This is a genomic window from Baekduia alba (assembly GCF_028416635.1).
Lineage (GTDB): Bacteria > Actinomycetota > Thermoleophilia > Solirubrobacterales > Solirubrobacteraceae > Baekduia > Baekduia alba.
Genome location: NZ_CP114013.1, coordinates 4738817 through 4759371 on the forward strand (window position 1 = coordinate 4738817; position 20555 = coordinate 4759371).

Here is a 20555-nt window from a genome sequence, read left to right on the forward strand (position 1 = left end):
GACCTCGGTGAGGAATTCCGCGATTTCCTCAGGAGAACGCTGGGGCATCTAGATCGTCGTCTCCGGGTGGTCGGCCGAAACCGTGTCCTTGATCAGCTTGGCCTCCTCGATGGCCATCGTCGGCGCCGGCGGCGAGCCGGCCTTCAGGGCGCGGAACGCGATGTAGCCGGCGAGCGCGGCGAGGAGGAGCAGCACGGCCGCGACCGTGAAGAACCCCCAGAACGGCTGGCCGTCCGGGAACGGGATCGCCCAGTACGCGAGGTACGCGAACCCGAACAGGATCATGATCAGCGCGCCCAGGACGAAGCTGCCGGCGGCCGCGGCGACGGCCGCGCCCTTGCCGAGCTTGGCGACCTTCTGCGTGACCTCGACCTTGGCGAGCTCGATCTCCTCGCGAACCAGGAGCTGGGCCTTCTCGCTGACCTCCTGGATCGCCTGGGCGATGCTCGCCGGCTGCTGCTGATCGCTCACGAGTGCTTCCTCCGGGCCAGGCCCTTCAGGAGCAGCGCGACGACCAGGCCGCCGCCGAACGCCGCGCCCACGAGCTTCTCGGGATTCGGGTCCACGACGGGGTCGCCCGCGCCGCCGAGCATGGCGCTGCCGGCCGGGGCGCCGTAGGACGCCTCGGCGCTGCCGACGGTCGGCGTCGGCTGCGGCCCCGGATCCGGGGCCGGCACGGCGACGGGCGCGTCGGGCGCCTGCACGGCCGCGTCGACGGCCTCGGGCCCCGCGGTCGCCGGGTCATGCGGGTCCTCGCCGGACATCACTCCGGCGGATCCTCGTCGAAGATCCGGCGGAAGGCCACGGCCGCGGCGCGCGAGGCGGCGATCGACGCGATGGCGCCGAAGGCCGCCAGGAGGCCCGACCAGGCGAGGCGCTTGACGATGTCGTTCTGCTGCATCGGGGCTCAACCCTACCCGGCCGGCCCGCCGCCTACCGATCGAGGCCCGAGCAGATCGTCTCGACGATCAGCCGCTTGGCCTCGTCGAAGCCGCCCGCCGACTGCGGGAGCGAGTCGAAGATCCAGCCCGTGAGCACCTGCTCGATCGCGCCGTAGAAGGCCATCGCCGCGAACTGCGGGGAGATGTCGGAGCGGAACTCGCCCGCCGCCTGCGCCTTCTCGACGACGGCGCCGATCAAGTCATAGGCCTCGGTGATCTTGGCGAGGTGCGTCTGCCCGAAGGAGTTCGCCGCCCGCGTGACCTCGACGATGATGACCTTCATCAGGTCGGGGTCGTGGCGGTAGGAGTCGATGATGAAGCCGGCGATCGCCTCGAGCTTCTTGCGCGCCAGGATGTCCTGCCCGTCGACCTCGCGGATCGCGTCGAGCATGACGTTCCAGCGCTCCAGGAACAGGGTGTCGAGCACCTCGTCCTTGGAGCGGAAGTAGTGGTACACCAACCCGTAGGCGACGCCCGCCTCGTCGGCGATGTCGCTCACGCGGCACGTGTGGAAGCCCTGGCGGGCGAAGACGCGGACGGCCGCGTCGAGGATGAGCCGGCGCTTCTCGGCGGCGGCCGCGGCGGATCTGGCGGTCGCCATCAGCGAACCTCTCGGGAGGGGCGAGCCACTATCCGTAGACCTCCGGTCGGCGATTGGCGAGCGACGGCAGGTCCGTGCGCACGCGCTCCAGCTTGGCGAGATCCAGCTCGGCGACCACGTGCGTCTCGACGTCCGGCGCCTGGGCCAGGACGATCCCCCACGGGTCGACGATCATCGAGCGCCCGCCGGTGCGCAGCCCCGGCGCGTGCCGGCCGACCTGGTTGGCGGCGACGACGAAGGACTGGTTCTCGATCGCGCGCGCCCGCAGCAGGACCTCCCAGTGGTCGCGCGTCGTGGGCTCGGTGAACGCGGAGGGCACGGTCAGCACGCGCGCGCCGTCGACCGCGAGCCGGCGGTACAGCTCCGGGAAGCGCAGGTCGTAGCAGATGGTCAGGCCCAGGCCGGTGCCGTCGGCGAGCGCACTCAGGACGATCTCGTCGCCCGGCGCCTCGCCGTCGGACTCGCGGTAGTCGCGGCCGCCGACGACGACGTCGAACATATGGAGCTTGCGGTAGACCGCGCGGTCGGCCCCGTCGGGGCCGACGTGGACCGACGTGTTGAAGCCGCGCCCGCGCGGGTCGCTGACCCCGCTCCCGCCCGCCCGCTCGCCGATCGAGCCGGCGACCAGGTCGATCGCCAGCTCGCGGGCGATCGCGCGAGCCCAGGTCAGCGCCGGGCCGTCGAGCGCCTCGGCACCGGCGCGCTGGTCCTCGGGCGTGCCGTAGGCCGACCACTTCTCGGGCAGGACGACGAGCGACGCGCCGTCGCGCACGGCGGCGCGCACGAGACGGTCGGCCGTCTCGAGGTTCGTAGCCTTGTCGGCGGTCGCGGTGAGTTGGACAGCGGCGGCGCGCACGGAACGTCACGGGTGGTGGGTGGTTCACATGGCGATTGACTGGTCAGTCAACCGCTGTCTGGGAGCATACCCCGCCGTGTCCACCCTGCAGTCGCTCCCCGCCCGCGACCGCCCGTCCGGGCTGCCGGTGCCGCCCGCGCGGATGGCGCTGATCCGGGATCGGCGGCCGCTGAAGCGCTGGCGCTACCTCGGCCTGTACGGGGACGACATCATGGTCTGCGCGGCGGACGTCCGCATCGCCGGGCTGCCGCAGGCCTTCTGGGCGACGTGGGACCGGACCGACCTGCGCGAGAAGACCGTCTTCCGGCCGGGCGGCGTGACGCTCGGCGACGCCCACGCCCGGTTCGGCCCCGCGGACCTCACCCTCCAGCCCGATGGCGACGCGATGGCCGTCACCTCCCGCCACGGCGACTCCTACATCTGGACGCGCAAGCAGCCCGTCCGCGCGACCGGCACGATCGCCGGCCGGGCGGTCGACCTCCGCGGCCTGGTCGACGACTCCGCCGGCTACCACGCGCGCCGCACCGACTGGCGCTGGTGCGCCGGCGTCGGCGAGACGCCGGACGGCACGCCGTTGGCCTTCAACATCGTCGCGGGCGTCCACGACGCGCCGGTCGGCAGCGAGCGCACGCTCTGGGTCGGCGGCGCCGCGCGTGAGCTCCCGCCCGCGATGTTCGCGGACGACCTCTCGGCCGTGACCTTCGGCGACGACGGGCTGTTGGTGTTCTCCGAAGAGGCGCGCCGCGCCCGGTCCGACGACTTCAAGATCATGGCCTCCGACTACGTCCAGCCCTTCGGCACGTTCTCCGGCACCCTGCCGGGCGACGTGCCCGTGGCGCGCGGCTGGGGCGTGATGGAGCGCCACAGCGTTCGTTGGTGACCCGCCTCCGCCCCGCGCTGCACCGCTGGGCCGGCGACCCGCCGCACGCGTTCTGGTCGATCTTCGCCGGCACGTTGATCAACCGCGTCGGGACGTTCGTCGAGCCGTTCCTGGCGCTGTACCTGACGTCGTCGCGGGACCTCTCCCCCGCGCGCGCCGGCACGTCTACGCCACGATGTTCACGATCATGCCGCCGGCGATGAAGGCCGACGGCCTCAGCGCCGCGGCGGTCGGCCTCGCCTCCGCCGTCGCGATGCTCGGGCTTGGCCCGGCGATCCAGGCCCCCGCGCAGACGCGCATCGGCAGGCCGGCGCCGTCGCGGTCTAGTGTGCAACCCATGTCGTTGCCCTACTCCTCCGCACTCGCCGAAGCGCTCGCCCCGGGCCTCCTGGAGCGCTTCGAGCGCTACGTCCGCATCGAGTCCACCGCCGGCCGCCACCGCACGCAGAGCCCGAGCACGCCCGGCCAGCTGGAGCTGGGCCGGCTGCTCGTCGACGAGCTGAAGGCCGCGGGCGTCGAGGACGCGTCGGTCGACGACAACGGCTACGTCGTCGCGACGCTGCCGGCGACCGTCGAGGACGCCCCGGTCATCGGGCTGATCGCGCACGTCGACACCAGCCCGGACGCGCCGGGCGCCGGCGTCGAGCCGATCGTGCACCGCGACTACGACGGCTCGGTCATCGCGCTGCCGCGCGGCGGGACCGTCCTGGATCCGGCGAGCGTGTCGGCGCTGGGCGACAAGGTCGGCCACGACGTCATCACCTCGTCGGGCGACACCCTGCTCGGCGCCGACGACAAGGCCGGCGTCGCCGAGATCGTCACCGCGGTCGCCTACCTCGCCCAGCATCCCGAGCTGCCCCGCCCGACGTTGCGCGTCTGCTTCACGCCCGACGAGGAGATCGGCGAGGGCGCGACGCTGTTCGACGTCGAGGCCTTCGGCGCCTACGGCGCCTACACGCTGGACGGCAGCGAGCTCGGCGAGCTGCAGGAGGAGACGTTCACCGCCGCCGAGGTCAAGCTGACGATCCACGGCGTCGACATCCACCCGGGCTTCGCCAAGGACATCCTCGTCAACGCGGCCCGGCTGGCCGCGCAGGTCGTCGCCGCGCTGCCGTCCGACCGCCTCACGCCCGAGACGACCGACGGCCGCGACGGCTACATCCACCCCTACGAGCTCGGCGGCGACGCGCAGGTCGCGACCGTCACGGCGCTCGTCCGCGACTTCGACGACGACCTGCTGCAGAGCCACATCGACCTGATCCGCACGACCGCCGAGGAGGTCGTCGGCGCGCAGCCCCGCGCGCGGCTCGAGGTCGACGTCCATCACCAGTACCCCAACATGAAGGCGCACCTCGCGCCGTTCCCGGAGGTCGTGGCGGCCGCCGAGCGCGCGATCGCCGCCGAGGGCCTGGAGGCCAAGCGCACCGTCATCCGCGGCGGCACCGACGGCTCGCGCCTGAGCGCGATGGGCCTGCCGACCCCGAACATCTTCACCGGCGGACACGAGTTCCACTCGGTGCGCGAGTGGGCGTCGCTGCACGACATGGCGTCGGCGGCGGCCGTGATCGTCCACCTGGCCGAGGCGTGGACGCAGGACGACCTGCGGCGCGCGGCTACGCGGGAAGCCGCGGCGTAGGCGGAGGGCTGGCGGCAGCGCCGTCGTCATCCCTGCGGCGGCGCTTCATCTCATACAACTTGCTATCGGCCGTCGCCAGCGCGCTGTCCAGCGTCGCGCCGCGCGGCCACGCCGCGGTGCCCGCCGACCACGTCATGGCATGCGCCGCACGCAGGCGCTCGACGAGGTGCTCGGCGCCGTCCTCGGACGTCGCGGGCAGCAGCAGCGCGAACTCGTCGCCGCCGTGGCGGGCCAGGATGTCGGCGGGGCGCAGTGCGTCCTGCCACGCATGCGCGAGCTCGCCGAGCAGACGGTCGCCGGCCGCGTGGCCGTCGCGGTCGTTGATGGCCTTGAAGTCGTCGAGGTCGATCAGGACGACCGCGAGGTCGGCGCCGGTGCGCGCGGCCAGCTCGTGCTCGCGCTCGGCGGCGGTGATGAACGCGCGCCGGTTGAGCAGGCCGGTCAGGTGGTCGGTCTCGGCCTGGCGGCGCACGCGCTCGCTCAGCCGCGACAGCGCCATGCCCGACGCCCACACGGTCGCCGACACGAGCAGCCAGCCGGTCAGCACCTCGTCCAGCCCGGTCGCCAGCAGCCCGGCGCCGAAGCCGACCGTGATCAGCGCCGCGTGCGCGCGCGTCGCGTTGTAGGACAGGAACAGGCCGCTGTAGACCGTGATCCACACGTAGGCGTATCCGGCGAGCATCGCGCCGCCGGTCGTCGACGAAGCGCCGACGAGCACGCTGGTGATCACGATGACCGCCGCGACCGTGACGGCCAGGACGTCGTGCGTGGCCCGCGGGCCGGCGACGAACAGGCCGGCGGCGATGACGACGCCGACCCACGTCAGGACGACGAGCAGCGTCACCGGGCGGCCGGGCGCGACCGGGAACGCCGCGCTGAACGAGCACGCGGCGGCAGCCACGAGGGTCAGCAGCGCCAGCGAGCGCACCTCGGGCGGCGCGGCGGCGGCACGGCGCGGCGTCCTCATCCGTCAGAGACCTACCCGGTCCGTTGCTGGACTCCTCCTGATCGTGGCGCGCTCGCGGAAGGGTTGGCGAGGCTTGCCCAGAGATGGAGCGTCGCGAAGCTGCGCAGGGGCGCCCAACGTGGCGCGTCGGCGGTCGTCGCGCCGAGGAGCCCCAAGGCCTTGAGGATCGCGACGTCGGTCGGCAGGAAGACGTCGGGGTCGCCGAGGCGCAGCGCGACGTAGGCCGCGGTCCAGGGCCCGACGCCCCACAGGTCGATCAGGTCGGCGGCCTGCGCGGGCGCGGTGAGCGGCGGGTCGGCGGCGCCCAGGCCCTGGAGCGTGCGGATCCGCGAGCGCGGCATCGGGAACGCGTCGGCGGGCGCGGCGGCGAGCGCCTCCGGGGTCGGCAGCAGGCGGGTCAGCGCGGGGTCGCCGGTATCGGCCAGCTCCTCCCCCAGCCGCTCGGTGATCCGGCCGGCCAGGACGCGCGCCGCCGCGACGCTGATCTGCTGGCCGAGGATCGCGCGCACCGCGACCTCGAAGCCGCTGGCCGCGCCGGGCACCCGCAGGCCGGGCCGCGCCCGGACCAGCGGGCCGAGGATCGCGTCGGCCCCGAGGCCGTGGCGCACCGCGCCCGGGTCCTGGTCCAGGCCGAAGAGCGCCCGGGCGATGGCGACGGCCGTGGGTCGGTCGGCGGGGTCGGTCAGGCGCCCGGAGAGCGTGACCGCGTCGCCGGTCGCGGCGACCGTGAGCGCGACGACCGCCGGCCCGCCGGGGAGCGCGAGCGTCCGCCGGTACGTGTCGCCCTCGACGACCTCCACGCCCGGGATCGCGCGCGCGGCGAGGAAGGCCAGCACGGCGCGGCCGTCGAACGGCGCGGTGGTGGCGAGCTGCGCGCGCACGGTGCCGAAACGCACGCGAGACCCGCGCCGTGAGGTCAGCGCTCGCCGGCCTGCCGGCGCAGCTCGGCCAGCAGCAGCTTGGAGTGCATCGCGCCGAGCAGCTCGCGCAGCGGGTCGGCGCCCGAGGCGATGATGTCGGCCGCGCGGTCGGGCTCGACCTCGCCGGCCAACCGCCCCAACATGGTCGCGATCTCCTCCTCGACCAGCGGCTGCAGGGCCTCGCGGTAGCGCAGCGTGTCGTAGACGGTGAAGCCCAGCGTCTCGTCGTAGCCGCCGGCGCGGAAGCGCACCATCGCCTCGACGATCGCGACGTCGTCGGCGTCGTAGCCGCGGGCGTTGGGCGTCAGCACGCCGATCTCGGCCAGCCGCTCGAGCACGTTCTCGGGCAGGTCGTAGCGGCGCTTGATCTCCGCCGGGCTCACGCGCGCCGACTCGCGCTGCTCCAGCGCGCGCTCGAGGATCTTGTCCTCCAACTCGACCAGCGCGAGCGCCCGGTCGGGGTCGGTGTCCAACATCCCCTTGATCACCTTCAGCGGCATGAAGCGGTCTTCCTGCAGCCGCTTGATCAAGGTGATGCGCTCGACGTAGGCCGGCGGGTAGTAGGCCATGTTGCGCGACGTGCGCACCACGCCCTCGCCGTCGCCGAGCAGCCCCTCGCGGAGGTAGTGCTTGATCGTGCCCGCCGAGACGCCGGAGCGCTGGGCGAGCTCGCTCATCTTGAGGAGGCCGTTGTCGTTCACGGTTGGGCCAGGAAGCTGCTTCCGGTCGCGACGGAGGCGGCGGTGGCGACGGCGCCGTCCTCGACGAGCTGAGCGATCTCCTCGGGGGCGAAGCCGGCCTGCGCCAGCACCTGCTCGGTGTGCTCGCCCAGCGCCGGGCCGCCGGAGCGCACCCGCCCGGGCGTGCGCGACAGCTTGACCGGCATGCCCAACCCCTTCACCTTGCCCGCGCCGGGCTGCTCGAACTCGATCACCATCTCTCGCGCGCGCACGAGCTCGGACTCCAGCGCCTCCTCGACCTCGAGCACCGGCTCCAGGCAGCAGTCGTGCGCGTCGGCGAACGCGGCCCACTCGTCGCGCGTGCGCTGGAGGAAGATCGCCTCGACCTCGGCGTGCGCGGCGCTGCCCGGCCGCTCGAACTGCTTCTCCACCAGGTCGGGCCGCTCGACGCCCGCGCACCAGGCGGCGAAGAACTTCGGCTCCAGCGCGCCGAGCGTCACCCAGCCGTCCGCGCACCGGTACGGGCGGTAGCAGAGCAGCGAGCCGCTGAGCAGCTCCGAGCCGCGGCGCGGCCGCTCGCCCGCCGCGAACACGCGCGCGGCGACCATCGCCAGCCACGACAGCGCGCCGTCGAACATCGAGACGTCGACGAGCTGGCCCTCGCCGCTGCGGTCGCGCTCGCGCAGCGCGGCGAGGATCCCGAACGCGGCCATCAGCGCGCCGCCGCCGAGGTCGGCGATCTGGCCGCCGGCCTGGAGCGGCGGGCCGTCGGCGTCGCCGCTGATCGCCAGGACGCCGTTGAGCCCCAGGTAGTTCATGTCGTGGCCCGAGCGCGCGACGTTGGGCCCCGTCAGGCCGTAGCCGGTGATCGCGCAGTAGACGAGCCTGGGGTTCTCCTGCCTGAGCCGCTCGTAGCCGACGCCGAGGCGGTCGAGCACGCCCGGGCGGAAGGACTCCAGCAGCACGTCGGCGTCGCGGGCGAGCCGCAGCAGCACGTCGCGGCCGGCCGCGCTCTTGAGGTCGATCCGGACCGACCGCTTGCCGCGGTTCAAGGACAGGAACAACGCGCCCTTCGCCGTCTCCTCCGCGCCCTCGAACGCCGGCGGCGACCAGCGGACGTAGTCGCCCATGCCGGTGTCCTCGACCTTGATGACGTCGGCGCCGAAGTCGGCGAGCAGCAGCGAGCAGAACCCGCCGGGCAGCAGCCGGCTCAGGTCCAGCACCTTGAGCCCTTCGAACGGCAGAGCACCGGTCACGACGAGGACTCCGCGCCCGCGGGAGCGAGCCCCTGGGCGAGCGGCCGCCCGGAACCTCGCCCCCTGGGCGGGCGTTCCGCGAGCCCCAGCAACGCGCGCGCCTCCTCGACGGTGGCCGGCCGGCGCCCCGCGTCCTCGGTCATCTGCCGCGCCTTGGCGATCAGCTCGCCGTTGGACGTGGCCATCGCGCCGTCGGGCAGGTACAGGTTGTCCTCCAGCCCGACGCGGATCGAGCCGCCCAGCGACAGCGCCGCGGCCAGCAGCGTCCACTGCACGCGCGAGATCCCGATGACGCCCCAGTGGGCGTCCAGGCCCTGGCCCGCCCAGGCCAGGTTCTCGGCCATCGCGGCGAGGTTGCGCGCGGTCGGCGGGACCCCGCCGACGACGCCCATGACGAAGTCCGCGTGCAGCGGCCCTTCCAACAGCCCCATGTCGATCAGCGGGCGCAGCGAGCCGACGTGGCCGAGGTCGAAGCACTCGTGCTCGGGCTTGATCCCGAGCTCTTTCATGGCCTTCAACAACTCGATGATCTCGTCGAACGGGTTCGGGAAGACCGTCGAGAACACGAAGTCCTTGCGCCGCGCCGAGTACTTGGCGTAGTTCATGGACCCCATGTTGAGCGCGGCGACCTCCGGCGGGCACGCGCGCAGGTAGGCGATGCGCTGCTCGACGCTGACGCCGATCGTGCCGGTGGAGAAGTTGAGGATCGCGGCGTCGCCGACCTCGGCCCGGATCGCGTCGTGGATCGCGGTGAAGTCCTCGCTCTCGTAGCTCGGCGTCCCGTCGGGCCTGCGCGCGTGGATGTGGATGTGCACGCCGCCCTCGTCCACGATCCGCCGCGCCTCGGCGGCGTACTCGTCGGGCGTGTACGGGATCGCCGGGCACTGGTCGCGGTTGGCCAGCGCGCCGGAGATGGCGCAGGTGATGACGACGGGATCCTCGAGGCTCAAGGCTCGCTCGCTCCAAAGGTGGAAAGTGGGACGTGCCACTTCCTACTCTGCCGCATCGCGCGGCGGCGAGCAACCCTCGCGCGGGCTAGCTGCGCCGCGTCACGGAGCGGCCGGTCCAGTCGGACTGGATCCGGACCTTCAGCCCACTCGTGCCGAGCACGCTCGGCAGCGCCAGCCGGTATGTCCCGCTGCCGGTCGTCCGCAGCGTCGCGCGGTAGCGCAGCGTCGTGCCCTGGTAGGCCCGGACGACGTACATGTCGGCCACCGAGCCGGTCCCGGACAGCACCAGGTGCCGGCCGCTGCGGCGCAGGCGCGCGGTCGGCCGGGTCAGCGCGCCGGTCCGCGGATGGAGCAGGGCCCTGCGAGCCGCGGTGAACGACGGCTTGCGCTTGTCCGCACGATCGAGCAGGCCGAACTGGTAGGCGGTGCTCTGGTCGCGCAGCATGTACATCGTCGCCCCGGCGATCCACGGGGTCCGGGCAACGGCGCGGTAGACGTCGGCGACCCCGCGCGCCTGCTGGGCGAGCGTCACGCACGGATGGTCGGCCAGGAACTTGGGGCCGCCCTTGCGCAGGCAGCTCGTCCAGCCGAACTCGGTCAGCCACAGCGGCTTGTCGTCGCCGTTCGCCGTCTGGACGGCGTGCGTGGTCTTCAGCGCCAGCAGCGGCAAGTCGTAGAAGTGCACGGCGAGGCCGTCGTAGGAGCCCTTGGCGCCGGCGGCGTACATCGCCTTCAGCCACGCGCCGTTGGTCCCGACGAACGAGCCGGCGAGCACGGGCAGCAGCGGGTTGGCCTGCTTGAGCGGCGCGTAGACCGCCTTCATCAGCGCGACGTAGCGCTTGACCTTGTCCGGGCCGGCCCAGTACTTCTCGTTGGACTGGTCCGGCTCGTTCCAGATCTCGAACGCCGCGAGCGCGGCGCCGTAGCGCGTGGCCAGGAACGTCGCGGCCTGGACGTAGGTCTGCGGATCGGTGGGCCCGTAGCGCGTAACCTCGAAGGTGTTCGACCCGCGCGCGGCGCAGTCGGGCTTCCGCGGCGCCGACGACGCCCAGCAGGGCGAGCGGTCGAGGAAGACGAGGCTCTTGATCCCGCGCTGCGCGGCGCCCTGGATCGTGCGATCCAGCTTGGCCAGGTAGTCCGGGTCGTAGGCGCCCTGGGCGTGCGGCTCCAGCGCGCTCCAGTCGACCTCCACGCGCAGCGTGTTGGCGTGCACGGCGGAGGCCGCCGCGACCTGGTTGGCGATCCGCGCCTGCGGCGTGGACGCCGTGACGCTGTCGATCTGCGCGCCCAGGGGCTTGGCGGCGTGAGCGGCAGGTGCGAGGGCGAGCGCGGCCGCTGCCACGACCCCGGCCAGCATGCGCCCCTGCCCGGGCCGGGAAGACGTGATCTTCAAAGCACGCGTCAGGATACAACGCGATGCTCCGACGTCCGGAGGGTCGAATCCGCTCTGACGCCCGGACCGATTACCCTCCGCCGGCCGTGGTCGACCTCCATTGCCACATCCTGCCCGGCCTGGACGATGGCCCGGCCACGCTCGACGACGCTCTGGAGCTCGCCCGCGCGACGCTCGCGGCCGGCGTGACGATGGTCTGCGCGACCACCCACGTCTCGCCCACCTTCCCGACGCAGGCCGCGGCCATCCACGAGGGCGTCGCGCAACTGCGTGACGCGCTCGAGCAGCGCGGCATGCCCCTGACCCTGCGGCCCGGCGCGGAGGTGGCGCTGGAGATGCTGGCCGAGCGCGACGACGACGAGCTCGCCGCGCTGCGCCTCGGCCGTGGTCGCTTCCTGCTGCTGGAGGCGCCGCTCACCTCCCGCGCCGGCGACGCGGAGCCGTCGGTGATCACCGCCCAGGAGCGGGGCTTCCGCGTCGTGCTGGCCCACCCGGAGCGCAGCCCGCAGTTCCAGCAGAACCCCGAGAACCTGCGCCGCCTGGCGGCACGCGGCGTCCTGATGTCGGTGACCGCCAGCTCGTTCTCCGGGCGCTTCGGCGAACCCGCGGCCAAGCTCGCCGAGCTGCTGCTCCGCGAGGGCCTCGTGCACGACATCTGCAGCGACATGCATGACCTCGCCGGCCGGCCGCCCGGCATCGCGGGGCCGATCGCGGAGTCCGGGGACCTCGGGCGGCTCATCGCCCCGCACCTCGGCTGGTTCGCCGAGGCCATGCCCCGCGCGATCCTGACGGGCACCCGGTTCCCCGGCGCCCCGCTCACCGAGGCCTTCGCCGAGTCCCGGGTCGGCCGCATGCGCCGGCGCTTCAGGCCCGGCGGCTGACCAGCTCCCGGTACAGCGCCTCGAGGCGCCGGACCTGGACGCCGACGTCGTACTCGGCGCGCTGGCGCTCCTGCGCGCGCGCCCCGAGCCGCTGCGCGCGCGCGGGATCGTCGAGCAGGTCGGCGACCGCCGTCCCGAACGCCTGCGGATCGCGTGGCTCGACGAGCACGCCCGCCGCGCCGCCGGCCAGCAGGTCGGGCGTGCCGCCGACGGAAGTGGCGACGATCGGGCGACCCAAGGCCATGTACTCGATGATCGCGAGCGACGAGCCCTCGAACGTCGAGGAGTTGACGGCGACGTCGAACGCCGCGGCGGCCGCCGCGCCGCCCTCCTGGAAGCCGGGCAGCAGCACGCGGTCGCCGAGGCCGAGCTCGTCGACCAGGCTCCGCAGCGCGTCGCCCTCCTCGCCGTCGCCCAGGATCGCCAGCCGCGCCTCCGGGTGGCGGGCCACGACCGTGGCGTGCGCGCGGATCAGCGTGCCGAAGTCCTTCTGCGGGCGCAGCAGCCCGACGCTGCCGATCAGCGGCGCGCCGGCCGGGACGCCGAGCTGGGCGCGGAGGTCGACCACCGGCGCGGCCGGCGGCGCGATGCCGTTGGGCAGCACGCGGATCGCCGCGGCCGGGATGTGCTCGCGCTCGAGCATCTGGCGGCGGTCCTGCTCGGAGACGGCGAGGAATGCGTCGGACGCGGCCGCGACGACCCAGCGGTCGGCGAGCTTGCGCAGCGGCCGGCCCTCGTAGGACCACGTGTGCTCGTGGGCCACGAACGCCGTGCGCGGCGCGATCCGCGTCCACAGCGCCGCCCACAGGTTCGGCCCGAACAGGTGCGAGTGGACGACGTCGACGTCGCCGCGGCGCAGCAGCCGCGCGAACGGCCGCCACGACTGGACGTCGTAGCGGCTGGTGCCCTCCAGCGTGACGACTCGCACGCCGTCCGCCCGCAGCCCGGCGACGACGCGCTCCTGGCTCTCGCGCTCGCGCGAGCCGGGCTCCAGGCGCCGGTAGACGACCAGCGTGCGCCGGAACGCGTCGGGGTCCAGCCCGCGCAGCAGCTCGACCGCGAGGACCTCGGCACCGCCGATCTCGGCGACCACGTCGATGAGCGTCACCACATGGAGCCTGCGGGCGTCTGACGCCGTGCTCTGCACTACGGTGCTTTGGTCATGGGCAGCGGGACGGATCGCCGAGTTGGATGCGGTGCGTGGGCTCGCCGCCGTCTGCGTGGTGCTCGGCCACCTGACGCTCGCGCTGCCCGCGGTCGACGGTGCCAGCCGCGTGAACGGCTTCACCTTCTGGAACGTGGCACTCTACAGCCCGCTTCACATGGTCTTCGCCCAGCACGTGCTGCTGGTCAGCCACTGCCGCGACGACGCGCAGTACGTCCCGGTCATCTGGTCGCTGAGCGACGAGAGGCGCATCTCGCTCGCGTTCCCGCTCCTGATCGCCGCCGTCGCGGCGTTCGGGTGGTGGCGCTGCGTCGTCGCGTCGGTCGTGCTGACCGCGGTCGGCGTGCCGATGCGCACGATCGTGCTGCTGGCGATCGTGCACCGGTTCGACGACGTCGCGCTCGGCTAGCTGCTGGTCGCGACGTTCGCCGTCTCGATCGCGGTCGCCGACGTGATGCAGCCCGGCGTCGAGCGGCCGGCTAGCGCCGGGCGGCGTGCTTCTTGGCCGCGGACTTCCTCGCCGCGGCCTTCTTCTTGGCGGCGGACTTCTTCGCCTTGACGCTGGCGGACTTCGCCTTGGGCTTGGACTTCCTGTGCGTCACGGGGCGCTTGACCGGCGGCTTGGTCGTCGACGTCGGCGTCGTGGGCTTGGTCGTGACGGGCGGCGTCGTCGGGGTCGGCGTCGGCTTCGGCGCAGGCGTGGGGGTCGGCGTCGGCGTCGGCGTGGGAGTCGGCGTCGGCGTCGGCGTGGGAGTCGGCGTCGGCGTCGGCGTGACCGGGGCCGCCGGGGTGGCACTCGCCAGCGAGCTCGGCGTCTCGGCGGCCAGGCCGGCCGGCGCGGCGCTCGCGCTCAGCGCCGACAGGCACGGGCTGCCCGATGCGAGGCGGAAGTCCGTGCTGGCCCGGTTGACGAACTTCGGGTCGCCGCTGACGTTGCTGCCCATCGTGAAGCCGCCGCCGCTCGTGTCGTAGGCGCCCTTGGCGGCCGACCCGATGCAGTTGTTGCGGACGACGTTGTTGGTGCCGACGGGGTTGCCGGCCGGGTACCACGACTCGACGTTGGTGCGGATCGTCGAGTCCGAGATGATGTTGTTCTCGACGATGCTGTTGCTCGACGCGGTGCCGCCGTCGCCGGAGAAGATGACGCCCTCGCCGTTGCCGGTGATGATGTTGCCGCGCACGACCGTGCCCTGGGCGTTGGGGTACAGCTGCACGCCGCGGTCGGCGTTGTTGTAGATGACGTTGTCGAGGATCTGCGTGTTGTCGGCCGCCACGACGTAGATGCCGTGGTTGCGGTTCGTGCCCGGGCCGCCGCAGTCGTGGATGCGGTTGCCGCGGATGACCGTGCCGGCGGCGCGGCCCCAGCCGTCGTCGTTGCCGATGTTGAAGCAGATGACCGTGTGCTCGTTGCTGACGTCGTTGCCGACGAACGTGTCGTTGTTGCCGTTGACCGTCGGCGAGGGCAGCCCGGAGCTGTTGGCGCCGTCGAGCAGGAGGTTCGAGACCGTCACGCGGTCGGCGCCCTGCTTGATCCAGAAGCGGCCGACGACCTTGGCCTTCTCGCCGGGGTAGGACGTGAGCGTGATCTGCGCACGCGACACCGCGACGTTCTGGCCGTAGGTGCCGGCGCGCAGGCAGCCGGTCTGACCGGGCGCGAGCGTGTCGGCGAGCTTCTGCGCGGAGCGCAGCGGCGCGGCGACGGTCCCAGCCGCGGCGTCGTTGCCGGTGGTCGACGCGACCTTGTCGCAGGTGGTTGCGGCCTGGGCGGGCGAGCCCGCAGCAAGCGCCAGTACTGAGCTGCCGATAACGACGGCGAGCGTGGGAACGGTGGGGAGACGCACAGGTGGACCTTTGGGGGCTTGGTGCTCTTTCGGCCCGCCGTCCACTCGGGTGCCTGTCTTCGGCGGCCCGGCTGACTCCGTGTCGGAGCCCCGTGGCTTTGCGTCCCGTCCTCACGAACGGTTTGCCTTTGTCGACAGCGTTGCCGCTTTCCTTAGGAGGATCGTGTCGCCGCAGTCGAAGCTGCAGCGACGGTCCAAGATCTGGACAGATGGCCCAAGGCAGGTCAGCCGGAAGACCCGGCGGGGCCGCCTCAGGCCCGCGAGAGCGCGATGCGGGCGCGCTCGAGCGGCGCCATCGCGCGCGAGGCGCGGACGGCCCGGGCCAGCGGCGAGAGCTTGATCCGCGCGCGCAACGGCCCGTCGTCGTGGAAGATCGGCGCGCGCGGCCACGCCAGCGGGCGCGGCTCCGGAAGCTTGCGTGGGATCGTCCCGGCGGCCTCGTACCCGGCCGCGGCGGTGGCGCGCTCGACGCGCGCGTCGGCGTCGCCGTAGGGATAGGCGAGCGAGGTGCACGGGACGCCGAGGCGCTCCTCGATCGTCGCCTTGGACCCCTCCAGCTCCTCGCGCAGCGCCGCGTCGTCGTCGACCTGCGTGAGGTGCGGGTGCGAGCGGGTGTGGGAGCCGATCTCCCAGCCGTCGCGCTGCAGCCCGGCCAGCTCGTCCCAGCCCAGCGCGTGCAACTCGTCCTCGTGCTCGGTGCCGAGCCAGCGGTCGATGCCCGGCCAGCGCATCGGCCGCGGATCGTCGACCCAGTCGGTCGGGACGAACAGCGTGCCCGGCATCGCATAGCGGTCGAGGATCGGCTTGGCGAGCTCCAGGACCGAGCGGTAGTTGTCGTCGAACGTCACGACGACGGTCCGGCCGGCATCCGGGGCGCGGAGCGCGTCGGTGAAGCGCGCGCCGCGGTAACCGCGACGCGCGAGACCGCCGAGCTGGCGGTCGAGCGCCTCGGGCGTGACCGAGAGCGCCGCCGGCCAGGTCGGGCTCACGGCGTGGTAGCAGAGGACGAGAAGATCGCTCACGGCGAGGTGGGCACGCCCGGCTCCGGCGGTTCGGCCGAAATCCAGACGGGGGTCGTAGGATACGTCGCCGATGCCGTTCACGCCGCCGCGCCGCTGACGTGCAGGAGGACAGCGTCACCCGCAACGCGGCGTTCGCGTTCGCCGCCAAGATGGTCGGCGCGGTCCTCACGGCCGCCCTGACGATCTTCCTCGGCCGCAACCTCAGCGAGCAGGCCTACGGCGCCTTCGCCTTCGCGTTGAGCGTCGGGATGCTCGTCTCGTTGGTGTCCGACCTCAGCATCTCGTCCTCGGCGCAGCGCTTCGTCAGCGAGCGCCGCGACGACCTGGAGGGCGCGGCCGACGTCGTCCGCATCTCGCTGCGGGCCAAGGTGCTGCTCGCCTTCGCCACCTCGGCCGCGCTGTTCGCTGTGGCCGTGCCGCTGTGCGACGTGTTCGGCGTCCCGGAGGCGGTCTGGGCGGTCCGCGGCGTCGCGGTCTCGGCCTGTAGCGAGACGCTGTTCCTGTTCGTCCTGGCGACGTTCGTCTCGCTCGCCCGCATCCGCTACAACGCGCTGATCGCGTTCTGCGAGAGCGCGGTCGAGGTCAGCGCGTCGGTCGTCCTCGTGCTGCTCGGCGCGGGCGCGGGCGGCGCCGCCTTCGGGCGCGCGATCGGCTACGCGGTCGGCCTCGTCGTCGGGCTCGTCCTGCTCGGGCGCCTGCTCGGCTCGCTGCGGCGCGCGCCGCAGGCCCGGCGCCCGAACGCGGTCACGCGCGAGCAGATCCTCCGCTACGCGGCCCCGCTGATCGCGGTCGACGTGGCCTTCCGGCTGTTCGAGAGCATCGACGTCCTGCTCATCGCCGCGATCCTGGGCAGCGCCGAGAAGGTCGCCGCGTTCGAGCTGCCGATGCGCCTGGCGGCGTTCCTCGACTACCCCGTCGCGGCGATCTCCTCGGCGGTCGCGCCCCGGCTGGCGCGCGGCTCCAGCGGGCCCGACGTCCGGACGTTCGTCGCCGCGCTGCGGCTGACCACGATCATCCAGCTGGTCTGGGTCGCGCCGCTGCTCGTGTGGCCGGAGACGATCATCCACCTCCTGTTCGGCGACAAGTTCCCGGAGGCGCCGGGCGTGCTGCGCGCGCTCGTGCCGTTCGTCGTGCTCGCGGGCATCGCGCAGCTGGTGACCGTCAGCGTCAACTACCTCGGCGAGGGCCGCCGGCGCGTGCCGATCGCGATCGCGATGGTGACCATCAACGTGGTGATCGACGTCACGCTGCTGCCGACGCTCGGCGTCGTCGCGGCGGCGATCGGGACCAGCGTCGCCTACATCGTCTGGGTCCCGTCGCACATCCTGATCCTCAACCGCAGCGCCGGCGTCCCGATCCGGCCCGTGGTGGTCACGACGCTGCGCGGCCTCGTGGCGGCCGGCGCGATGTCCGCCGTGCTGCTGGCGCTCGGCACCGGCGACCTGCCGCTGTGGCGCATCCTCGCGGGCGCGGTCGCCGGCCCGCTGGCCTACGCCGCCGCGCTGGTCGTCACGCGCGAGCTCCGACGACAGGACGCGCGGGACCTGCAGGACCTGCTGCGTCGTCGTCGGGGTCCCGCGGTCCCGTGAGGGCCAGCGGCGCCGGGCCGCCGGCCACGCCGGGATCGCGCGCCGCCTCCGAGCGGCTGCGCGCGACCGCGAGCAGGACGGGGCCGAGCGCGAAGACCAGCCACATGACCTTCTTGTAGTTCTCGGAGATGAAGAACAGCGACGCCGCGTAGCCGGCGCAGCCGACGACCAGCCCGCGGCACAGGATCTCGAGGCGCTCGTCGTCCTGGGCCTCGAACGTCTTGACGGCCAGCCACATGCTCCGGGCGCACATCACGACGATCGCGAGGAACAGCGCCAGGCCGACGGCACCGAGCTCCGCCAGCGTGCCGAGGTAGGTGTTGTGCGCGATCTTCGGCGCGGTGAGGATCAGGTCGCCGCGCTCGAACGCGCCCGGCCGCAGCAGGTAGTGCACCGAGGAGGTGATGTACTGGCCGGTGCCGATGCCGCGGATCGGATGGGCGTCGAACATGCGCAGGCCGATCGTCCACAGGTCGATGCGTCCCGACCCGCCGTTGGACACGAGCACGCGGTCCCGCGCGTCGCTCGACGCGAAGACCGCGAAGTAGGTGATCGCGAGCAGCGCGACGCCGAACGCAGCCGCCACCACGCGACCGCGCCAGCGGCCGCCGACGACGATGGCGACCATCCCGGCGATCGCGAGGCCGATCAGACCGCCGCGCGACAGGGTCGCCGCGATCCCGGCCAGGCACAGCAGGGCGACGAACCCCGCCCCGAGCCGCGCGCGGACGTCGATGTGGCGGTTGACCACGAACGCCGCGCCGAGCGCGAAGCCGATCACCAGCGCCGCGGCCAGCTCGTTGGGGTCGCCGGCCGTGCCGGACGCGCGCGAGACGTCGTACTGCGACGCGTTCGGCGCGTCGACGATGCCGGAGACCGCGGCGACGCCGGCGCCGACCAGCAGGACGCCGAACAGCCGCACGACGTCCTCGCGGTTGCGCACGGCGGTGTAGGCGATCGGGATCAGCAGCGCGTTGAGCGCGTAGCGCGTCACGCTCGTCGCGGCCTCCCCGCGGTCCTCCGACCAGGTGATCGAGATCGCCGTCCAGCCGACGAAGAGCAGCAACACGTACATCAAGCCCGGGCGCTCGGCGAACGGGTTGCGCACGTCGCGCCGCGACGACGTCATCATCGCCAGCCAGGAGCCGGCGATCACGATGCCGGCGACCTTGGCCAGGCTGAACCCCTGCAGCGTCGACAGCGTCTCCATGTAGGCGAAGAGCATCATCACCGCGAAGCCGGCGAACAGGTCGACGAGGACGATGCCCACGAACGTCAGGCCGACGGCCGCGCCGATCCCGAGCTTGGGGTCGACGCCGCTCAGCACCCCGAGGATCAGCGCGACGAAGCCCGCACCCAGCGGGATCAGGACCTGCGGGGAGGGAAGGCTCCGCCCGGCGGGCACGGCGTCAGCTGACGGGCTCGGGCGGCCCGGGCGCCGGCTCTTGCGGACGTCCGGCGTAGTAGTACGCGGACTCCACGATGTGCTCGGTGCCCAGCAGCGCGACGCCGGCCGGCGTGATGCCGCCCTGCGCGAGCAGCTCGCCGAGGTCGGTGAGGCGGTTAAGGCGGCTCACGCCCAGGCGCGAGACCATGAGCACGGCGTCGACCTGCTGCGCGAGCGCCAGCGCGTCGATGACCTCGGTGAGCGGCGGCGAGTCGATGATCACGAAGTCGGCCAGGCCCTTGGCCGCGCGCAGGAGCTCCTGCGCCGCGGGCAGCGACAGCCGGTCGATGGCCACGAGCCCACCGCCGTCGGCGAGCAGGAAGTCGAGGTGCGGGCTGATCTCCGCGACCGAGAACAGCGCGTCCTCGAGCCGCGCCTGGCCGATCAGCACCGAGCCGAGGCCCTCCACCGGCCGGGCGCCGATCGCCTTGGCGATCGTCGGGCGGCGCAGGTCGGCCTCGATGAGGATCGTGTCGTAGCCGGCCGTCGCGAACGCGTGGGCGAGGTTCAGGGCCGTCGTCGTCTTGCCCTCGCCGGTGGCGGAGCTCGTGACGAGGATCGAGTGGCTGCCCTCGCCGAGGGTGGCCGCCAGCGTCGCGCGCAGCGTCCGGAAGGCCTCCGACGTGTCGACGGGCATCGCGTCCGGCGGCACCGGGCCGCCCTGGCTCACCGAGCGGCGATCGGGCACGCGGGCGAGGATCGGCAGGCGGAACACGTCGCGCAGCTGCGACTCGCGCCGCAGGCGCGGGTCGAGCGTCTGGGCCAGGAACGCCGCGCCGAGGCCGAGGATGAGGCCGGCGACGATGCCGGCGACGATCGACAGCTTGGTCTTGGGCGACGTCGGAGACGTCGGCGTGACCGCGCGCGCCGCGACGCGCACCGTCGGGTCGTCGCCCTGGCGCAGCGCCTGGAGGTCCGCGACGCGCTCGCCGAGCGTGCCGGTGCCGGTCTGGTCGGCGGCGGGCAGCTTGGCGACCTGCGCCTGCAGGCGCGGGATCAGCGTGTCGAGCTGCTCGTGCAGGATGCGCGTGCGCTCGTCGACGGCGGCCCGCGCGTAGGCGTTGGCCAGCTCCTGGGCCCCCGCCGCGGTCGAGGCCTCGGCGCGGACGGCGACGAGGTTGCTCTGCGCGATCGGCTCGACGGTCATCTTGTCGAGGATCCCGCCGGGCGGGTCGCTGAGCTTGAGGCGCCGGCCGGCCAGCGCCGCGATGTTGTTGGTGCTGATCAGGCGCGCCGCGGTCGTGACCACCTGCGTGGGGTCGTTGGACTCGGTGATCAGCCCGAGCCCGTCGGTCGAGGCGTCGCCCTGGACGACCGGCGTGACGAGGACGTCGGTCTCGGCCTCGTAGACCTTGGGGGCCACGGCCACGTAGATGATCGCCGCGATCGTGGCCAGCACGGTCACGCCCGCGACCAGCCACCACCGCTCGCGGACCGTCGAGAGATAGCGGGCGAAGCCTTGGAGCTCTGCGCGAGGTGCGAGCCACGCAGGCGTCGAAGGACGAGGCGCCTGGGATGCGGCCATTGCCG

Annotated in this window: 22 protein-coding genes and 1 riboswitch; of the genes, 6 read left to right on the plus strand and 16 right to left on the minus strand. The window is 73.3% G+C overall.

What is annotated here, in order from left to right; genetic code table 11:
- Positions 1–48: 48 nt before the first annotated feature.
- From DSM104299_RS23635 to DSM104299_RS23655, 5 genes are read right to left on the minus strand one after another with little or no spacing between them, the layout of a single operon-like run.
- Complete coding sequence (locus tag DSM104299_RS23635) at positions 49–471, minus strand: phage holin family protein (RefSeq protein WP_272474128.1); 423 nt, start codon at positions 469–471, stop codon at positions 49–51.
- Positions 468–764 carry a hypothetical protein gene (locus DSM104299_RS23640; protein ID WP_272474129.1) on the minus strand — a complete coding sequence of 99 codons (297 nt, stop codon included), beginning with the start codon at positions 762–764 and terminating at the stop codon, positions 468–470. The genes DSM104299_RS23635 and DSM104299_RS23640 overlap by 4 nt, the downstream gene beginning before the upstream one ends.
- On the minus strand, positions 764–901 hold the full coding sequence (locus DSM104299_RS23645) for a hypothetical protein (protein ID WP_156031226.1): 138 nt from the start codon (positions 899–901) through the stop codon (positions 764–766). Before DSM104299_RS23645 ends, DSM104299_RS23640 begins: the two co-directional genes overlap by 1 nt.
- A gap of 32 nt (positions 902–933) precedes the next feature.
- Positions 934–1542, minus strand: coding sequence for a TetR/AcrR family transcriptional regulator (locus DSM104299_RS23650; protein ID WP_272474130.1), 609 nt, complete (start codon positions 1540–1542; stop codon positions 934–936).
- Positions 1543–1570: 28 nt separating this feature from the next.
- Entirely contained in the window at positions 1571–2398 is an 828-nt protein-coding gene (locus DSM104299_RS23655; RefSeq protein ID WP_272474131.1) for a carbon-nitrogen hydrolase family protein, read from the minus strand.
- A gap of 76 nt (positions 2399–2474) precedes the next feature.
- Between DSM104299_RS23655 and DSM104299_RS23660 the strand changes: the two genes are divergently transcribed.
- The 3 genes from DSM104299_RS23660 to pepT are packed head-to-tail and all read left to right on the plus strand — an operon-like array spanning position 2475 to position 4914.
- Complete coding sequence (locus DSM104299_RS23660; RefSeq protein ID WP_272474132.1) at positions 2475–3278, plus strand: DUF2804 family protein; 804 nt, start codon at positions 2475–2477, stop codon at positions 3276–3278.
- Positions 3275–3481, plus strand: coding sequence for a hypothetical protein (locus tag DSM104299_RS23665; protein ID WP_272474133.1), 207 nt, complete (start codon positions 3275–3277; stop codon positions 3479–3481). Before DSM104299_RS23660 ends, DSM104299_RS23665 begins: the two co-directional genes overlap by 4 nt.
- The gene (gene pepT / locus DSM104299_RS23670; RefSeq protein ID WP_272474134.1) at positions 3466–4914 is read left to right on the plus strand and encodes a peptidase T; all 1449 of its coding nucleotides are present in this window, start codon (positions 3466–3468) and stop codon (positions 4912–4914) included. The genes DSM104299_RS23665 and pepT overlap by 16 nt, the downstream gene beginning before the upstream one ends.
- Here pepT and DSM104299_RS23675 read toward each other — a convergent pair.
- From DSM104299_RS23675 to DSM104299_RS23700, 6 genes are all read right to left on the minus strand, one after another.
- Positions 4892–5881: a GGDEF domain-containing protein gene (locus tag DSM104299_RS23675; protein WP_272474135.1), complete on the minus strand. Its 990-nt coding sequence runs from the start codon at positions 5879–5881 to the stop codon at positions 4892–4894. The two genes, pepT and DSM104299_RS23675, sit on opposite strands and share 23 nt — an antisense overlap.
- A gap of 11 nt (positions 5882–5892) precedes the next feature.
- Positions 5893–6762 (minus strand): DNA-3-methyladenine glycosylase family protein, encoded by an 870-nt coding sequence (locus DSM104299_RS23680; protein ID WP_272474136.1) that lies wholly within the window; start codon positions 6760–6762, stop codon positions 5893–5895.
- A 35-nt stretch (positions 6763–6797) separates the two neighbouring features.
- Complete coding sequence (locus DSM104299_RS23685; protein ID WP_272474137.1) at positions 6798–7502, minus strand: MerR family transcriptional regulator; 705 nt, start codon at positions 7500–7502, stop codon at positions 6798–6800.
- On the minus strand, positions 7499–8737 hold the full coding sequence (locus DSM104299_RS23690; protein WP_272474138.1) for a CaiB/BaiF CoA transferase family protein: 1239 nt from the start codon (positions 8735–8737) through the stop codon (positions 7499–7501). The genes DSM104299_RS23685 and DSM104299_RS23690 overlap by 4 nt, the downstream gene beginning before the upstream one ends.
- The gene (locus tag DSM104299_RS23695; RefSeq protein WP_272474139.1) at positions 8734–9687 is read right to left on the minus strand and encodes a beta-keto acid cleavage family enzyme; all 954 of its coding nucleotides are present in this window, start codon (positions 9685–9687) and stop codon (positions 8734–8736) included. The genes DSM104299_RS23690 and DSM104299_RS23695 overlap by 4 nt, the downstream gene beginning before the upstream one ends.
- Positions 9688–9772: 85 nt before the next feature.
- Positions 9773–11080: a cellulase family glycosylhydrolase gene (locus DSM104299_RS23700; RefSeq protein WP_272474140.1), complete on the minus strand. Its 1308-nt coding sequence runs from the start codon at positions 11078–11080 to the stop codon at positions 9773–9775.
- Positions 11081–11166: 86 nt separating this feature from the next.
- Between DSM104299_RS23700 and DSM104299_RS23705 the strand changes: the two genes are divergently transcribed.
- Positions 11167–11961, plus strand: a complete 795-nt coding sequence (locus tag DSM104299_RS23705) for a tyrosine-protein phosphatase (protein WP_272474141.1) — start codon at positions 11167–11169, stop codon at positions 11959–11961.
- Here the strand turns inward: DSM104299_RS23705 and DSM104299_RS23710 are convergent.
- Entirely contained in the window at positions 11945–13069 is a 1125-nt protein-coding gene (locus tag DSM104299_RS23710) for a glycosyltransferase (protein WP_272474142.1), read from the minus strand. The genes DSM104299_RS23705 and DSM104299_RS23710 overlap by 17 nt on opposite strands.
- Positions 13070–13148: 79 nt before the next feature.
- Here DSM104299_RS23710 and DSM104299_RS23715 point away from each other — a divergent pair, with 79 nt between their 5' ends.
- On the plus strand, positions 13149–13535 hold the full coding sequence (locus tag DSM104299_RS23715; RefSeq protein WP_272474143.1) for a hypothetical protein: 387 nt from the start codon (positions 13149–13151) through the stop codon (positions 13533–13535).
- A gap of 70 nt (positions 13536–13605) precedes the next feature.
- On the opposite strand, the gene DSM104299_RS23720 is transcribed toward DSM104299_RS23715, so the two are convergent.
- Together DSM104299_RS23720 and DSM104299_RS23725 are read right to left on the minus strand one after the other, a co-directional pair.
- Positions 13606–14967 (minus strand): right-handed parallel beta-helix repeat-containing protein, encoded by a 1362-nt coding sequence (locus DSM104299_RS23720; RefSeq protein ID WP_272474144.1) that lies wholly within the window; start codon positions 14965–14967, stop codon positions 13606–13608.
- Between the two features lie 58 nt (positions 14968–15025).
- A riboswitch (cyclic di-GMP riboswitch) is annotated at positions 15026–15104 on the minus strand.
- Positions 15105–15218: 114 nt separating this feature from the next.
- The gene (locus DSM104299_RS23725) at positions 15219–15989 is read right to left on the minus strand and encodes a polysaccharide deacetylase family protein (RefSeq protein WP_272474145.1); all 771 of its coding nucleotides are present in this window, start codon (positions 15987–15989) and stop codon (positions 15219–15221) included.
- 98 nt (positions 15990–16087) lie between these two features.
- Here DSM104299_RS23725 and DSM104299_RS23730 point away from each other — a divergent pair, with 98 nt between their 5' ends.
- Positions 16088–17578: a lipopolysaccharide biosynthesis protein gene (locus DSM104299_RS23730; RefSeq protein WP_272474146.1), complete on the plus strand. Its 1491-nt coding sequence runs from the start codon at positions 16088–16090 to the stop codon at positions 17576–17578.
- Here the strand turns inward: DSM104299_RS23730 and DSM104299_RS23735 are convergent.
- A complete protein-coding gene (locus DSM104299_RS23735; RefSeq protein WP_272474147.1) occupies positions 17499–18983 on the minus strand; it encodes an O-antigen ligase family protein in 1485 nt (494 codons plus the stop codon). The two genes, DSM104299_RS23730 and DSM104299_RS23735, sit on opposite strands and share 80 nt — an antisense overlap.
- A 4-nt stretch (positions 18984–18987) precedes the next feature.
- Positions 18988–20550: a tyrosine-protein kinase domain-containing protein gene (locus DSM104299_RS23740; protein WP_272474148.1), complete on the minus strand. Its 1563-nt coding sequence runs from the start codon at positions 20548–20550 to the stop codon at positions 18988–18990.
- Between the last annotated feature and the right edge of the window lie 5 nt (positions 20551–20555).

Excerpts from the sequence above, each read along its gene's own strand:
- pepT (WP_272474134.1), top strand. The coding sequence starts at position 3,466 with ATGCCGCCGGCGATGAAGGCCGACGGCCTCAGCGCCGCGGCGGTCGGC.
- DSM104299_RS23740 (WP_272474148.1), bottom strand. The coding sequence starts at position 20,550 with ATGGCCGCATCCCAGGCGCCTCGTCCTTCGACGCCTGCGTGGCTCGCA.
- DSM104299_RS23650 (WP_272474130.1), bottom strand. The coding sequence starts at position 1,542 with ATGGCGACCGCCAGATCCGCCGCGGCCGCCGCCGAGAAGCGCCGGCTC.
- DSM104299_RS23645 (WP_156031226.1), bottom strand. The coding sequence starts at position 901 with ATGCAGCAGAACGACATCGTCAAGCGCCTCGCCTGGTCGGGCCTCCTG.
- DSM104299_RS23640 (WP_272474129.1), bottom strand. The coding sequence starts at position 764 with ATGTCCGGCGAGGACCCGCATGACCCGGCGACCGCGGGGCCCGAGGCC.
- DSM104299_RS23675 (WP_272474135.1), bottom strand. The coding sequence starts at position 5,881 with ATGAGGACGCCGCGCCGTGCCGCCGCCGCGCCGCCCGAGGTGCGCTCG.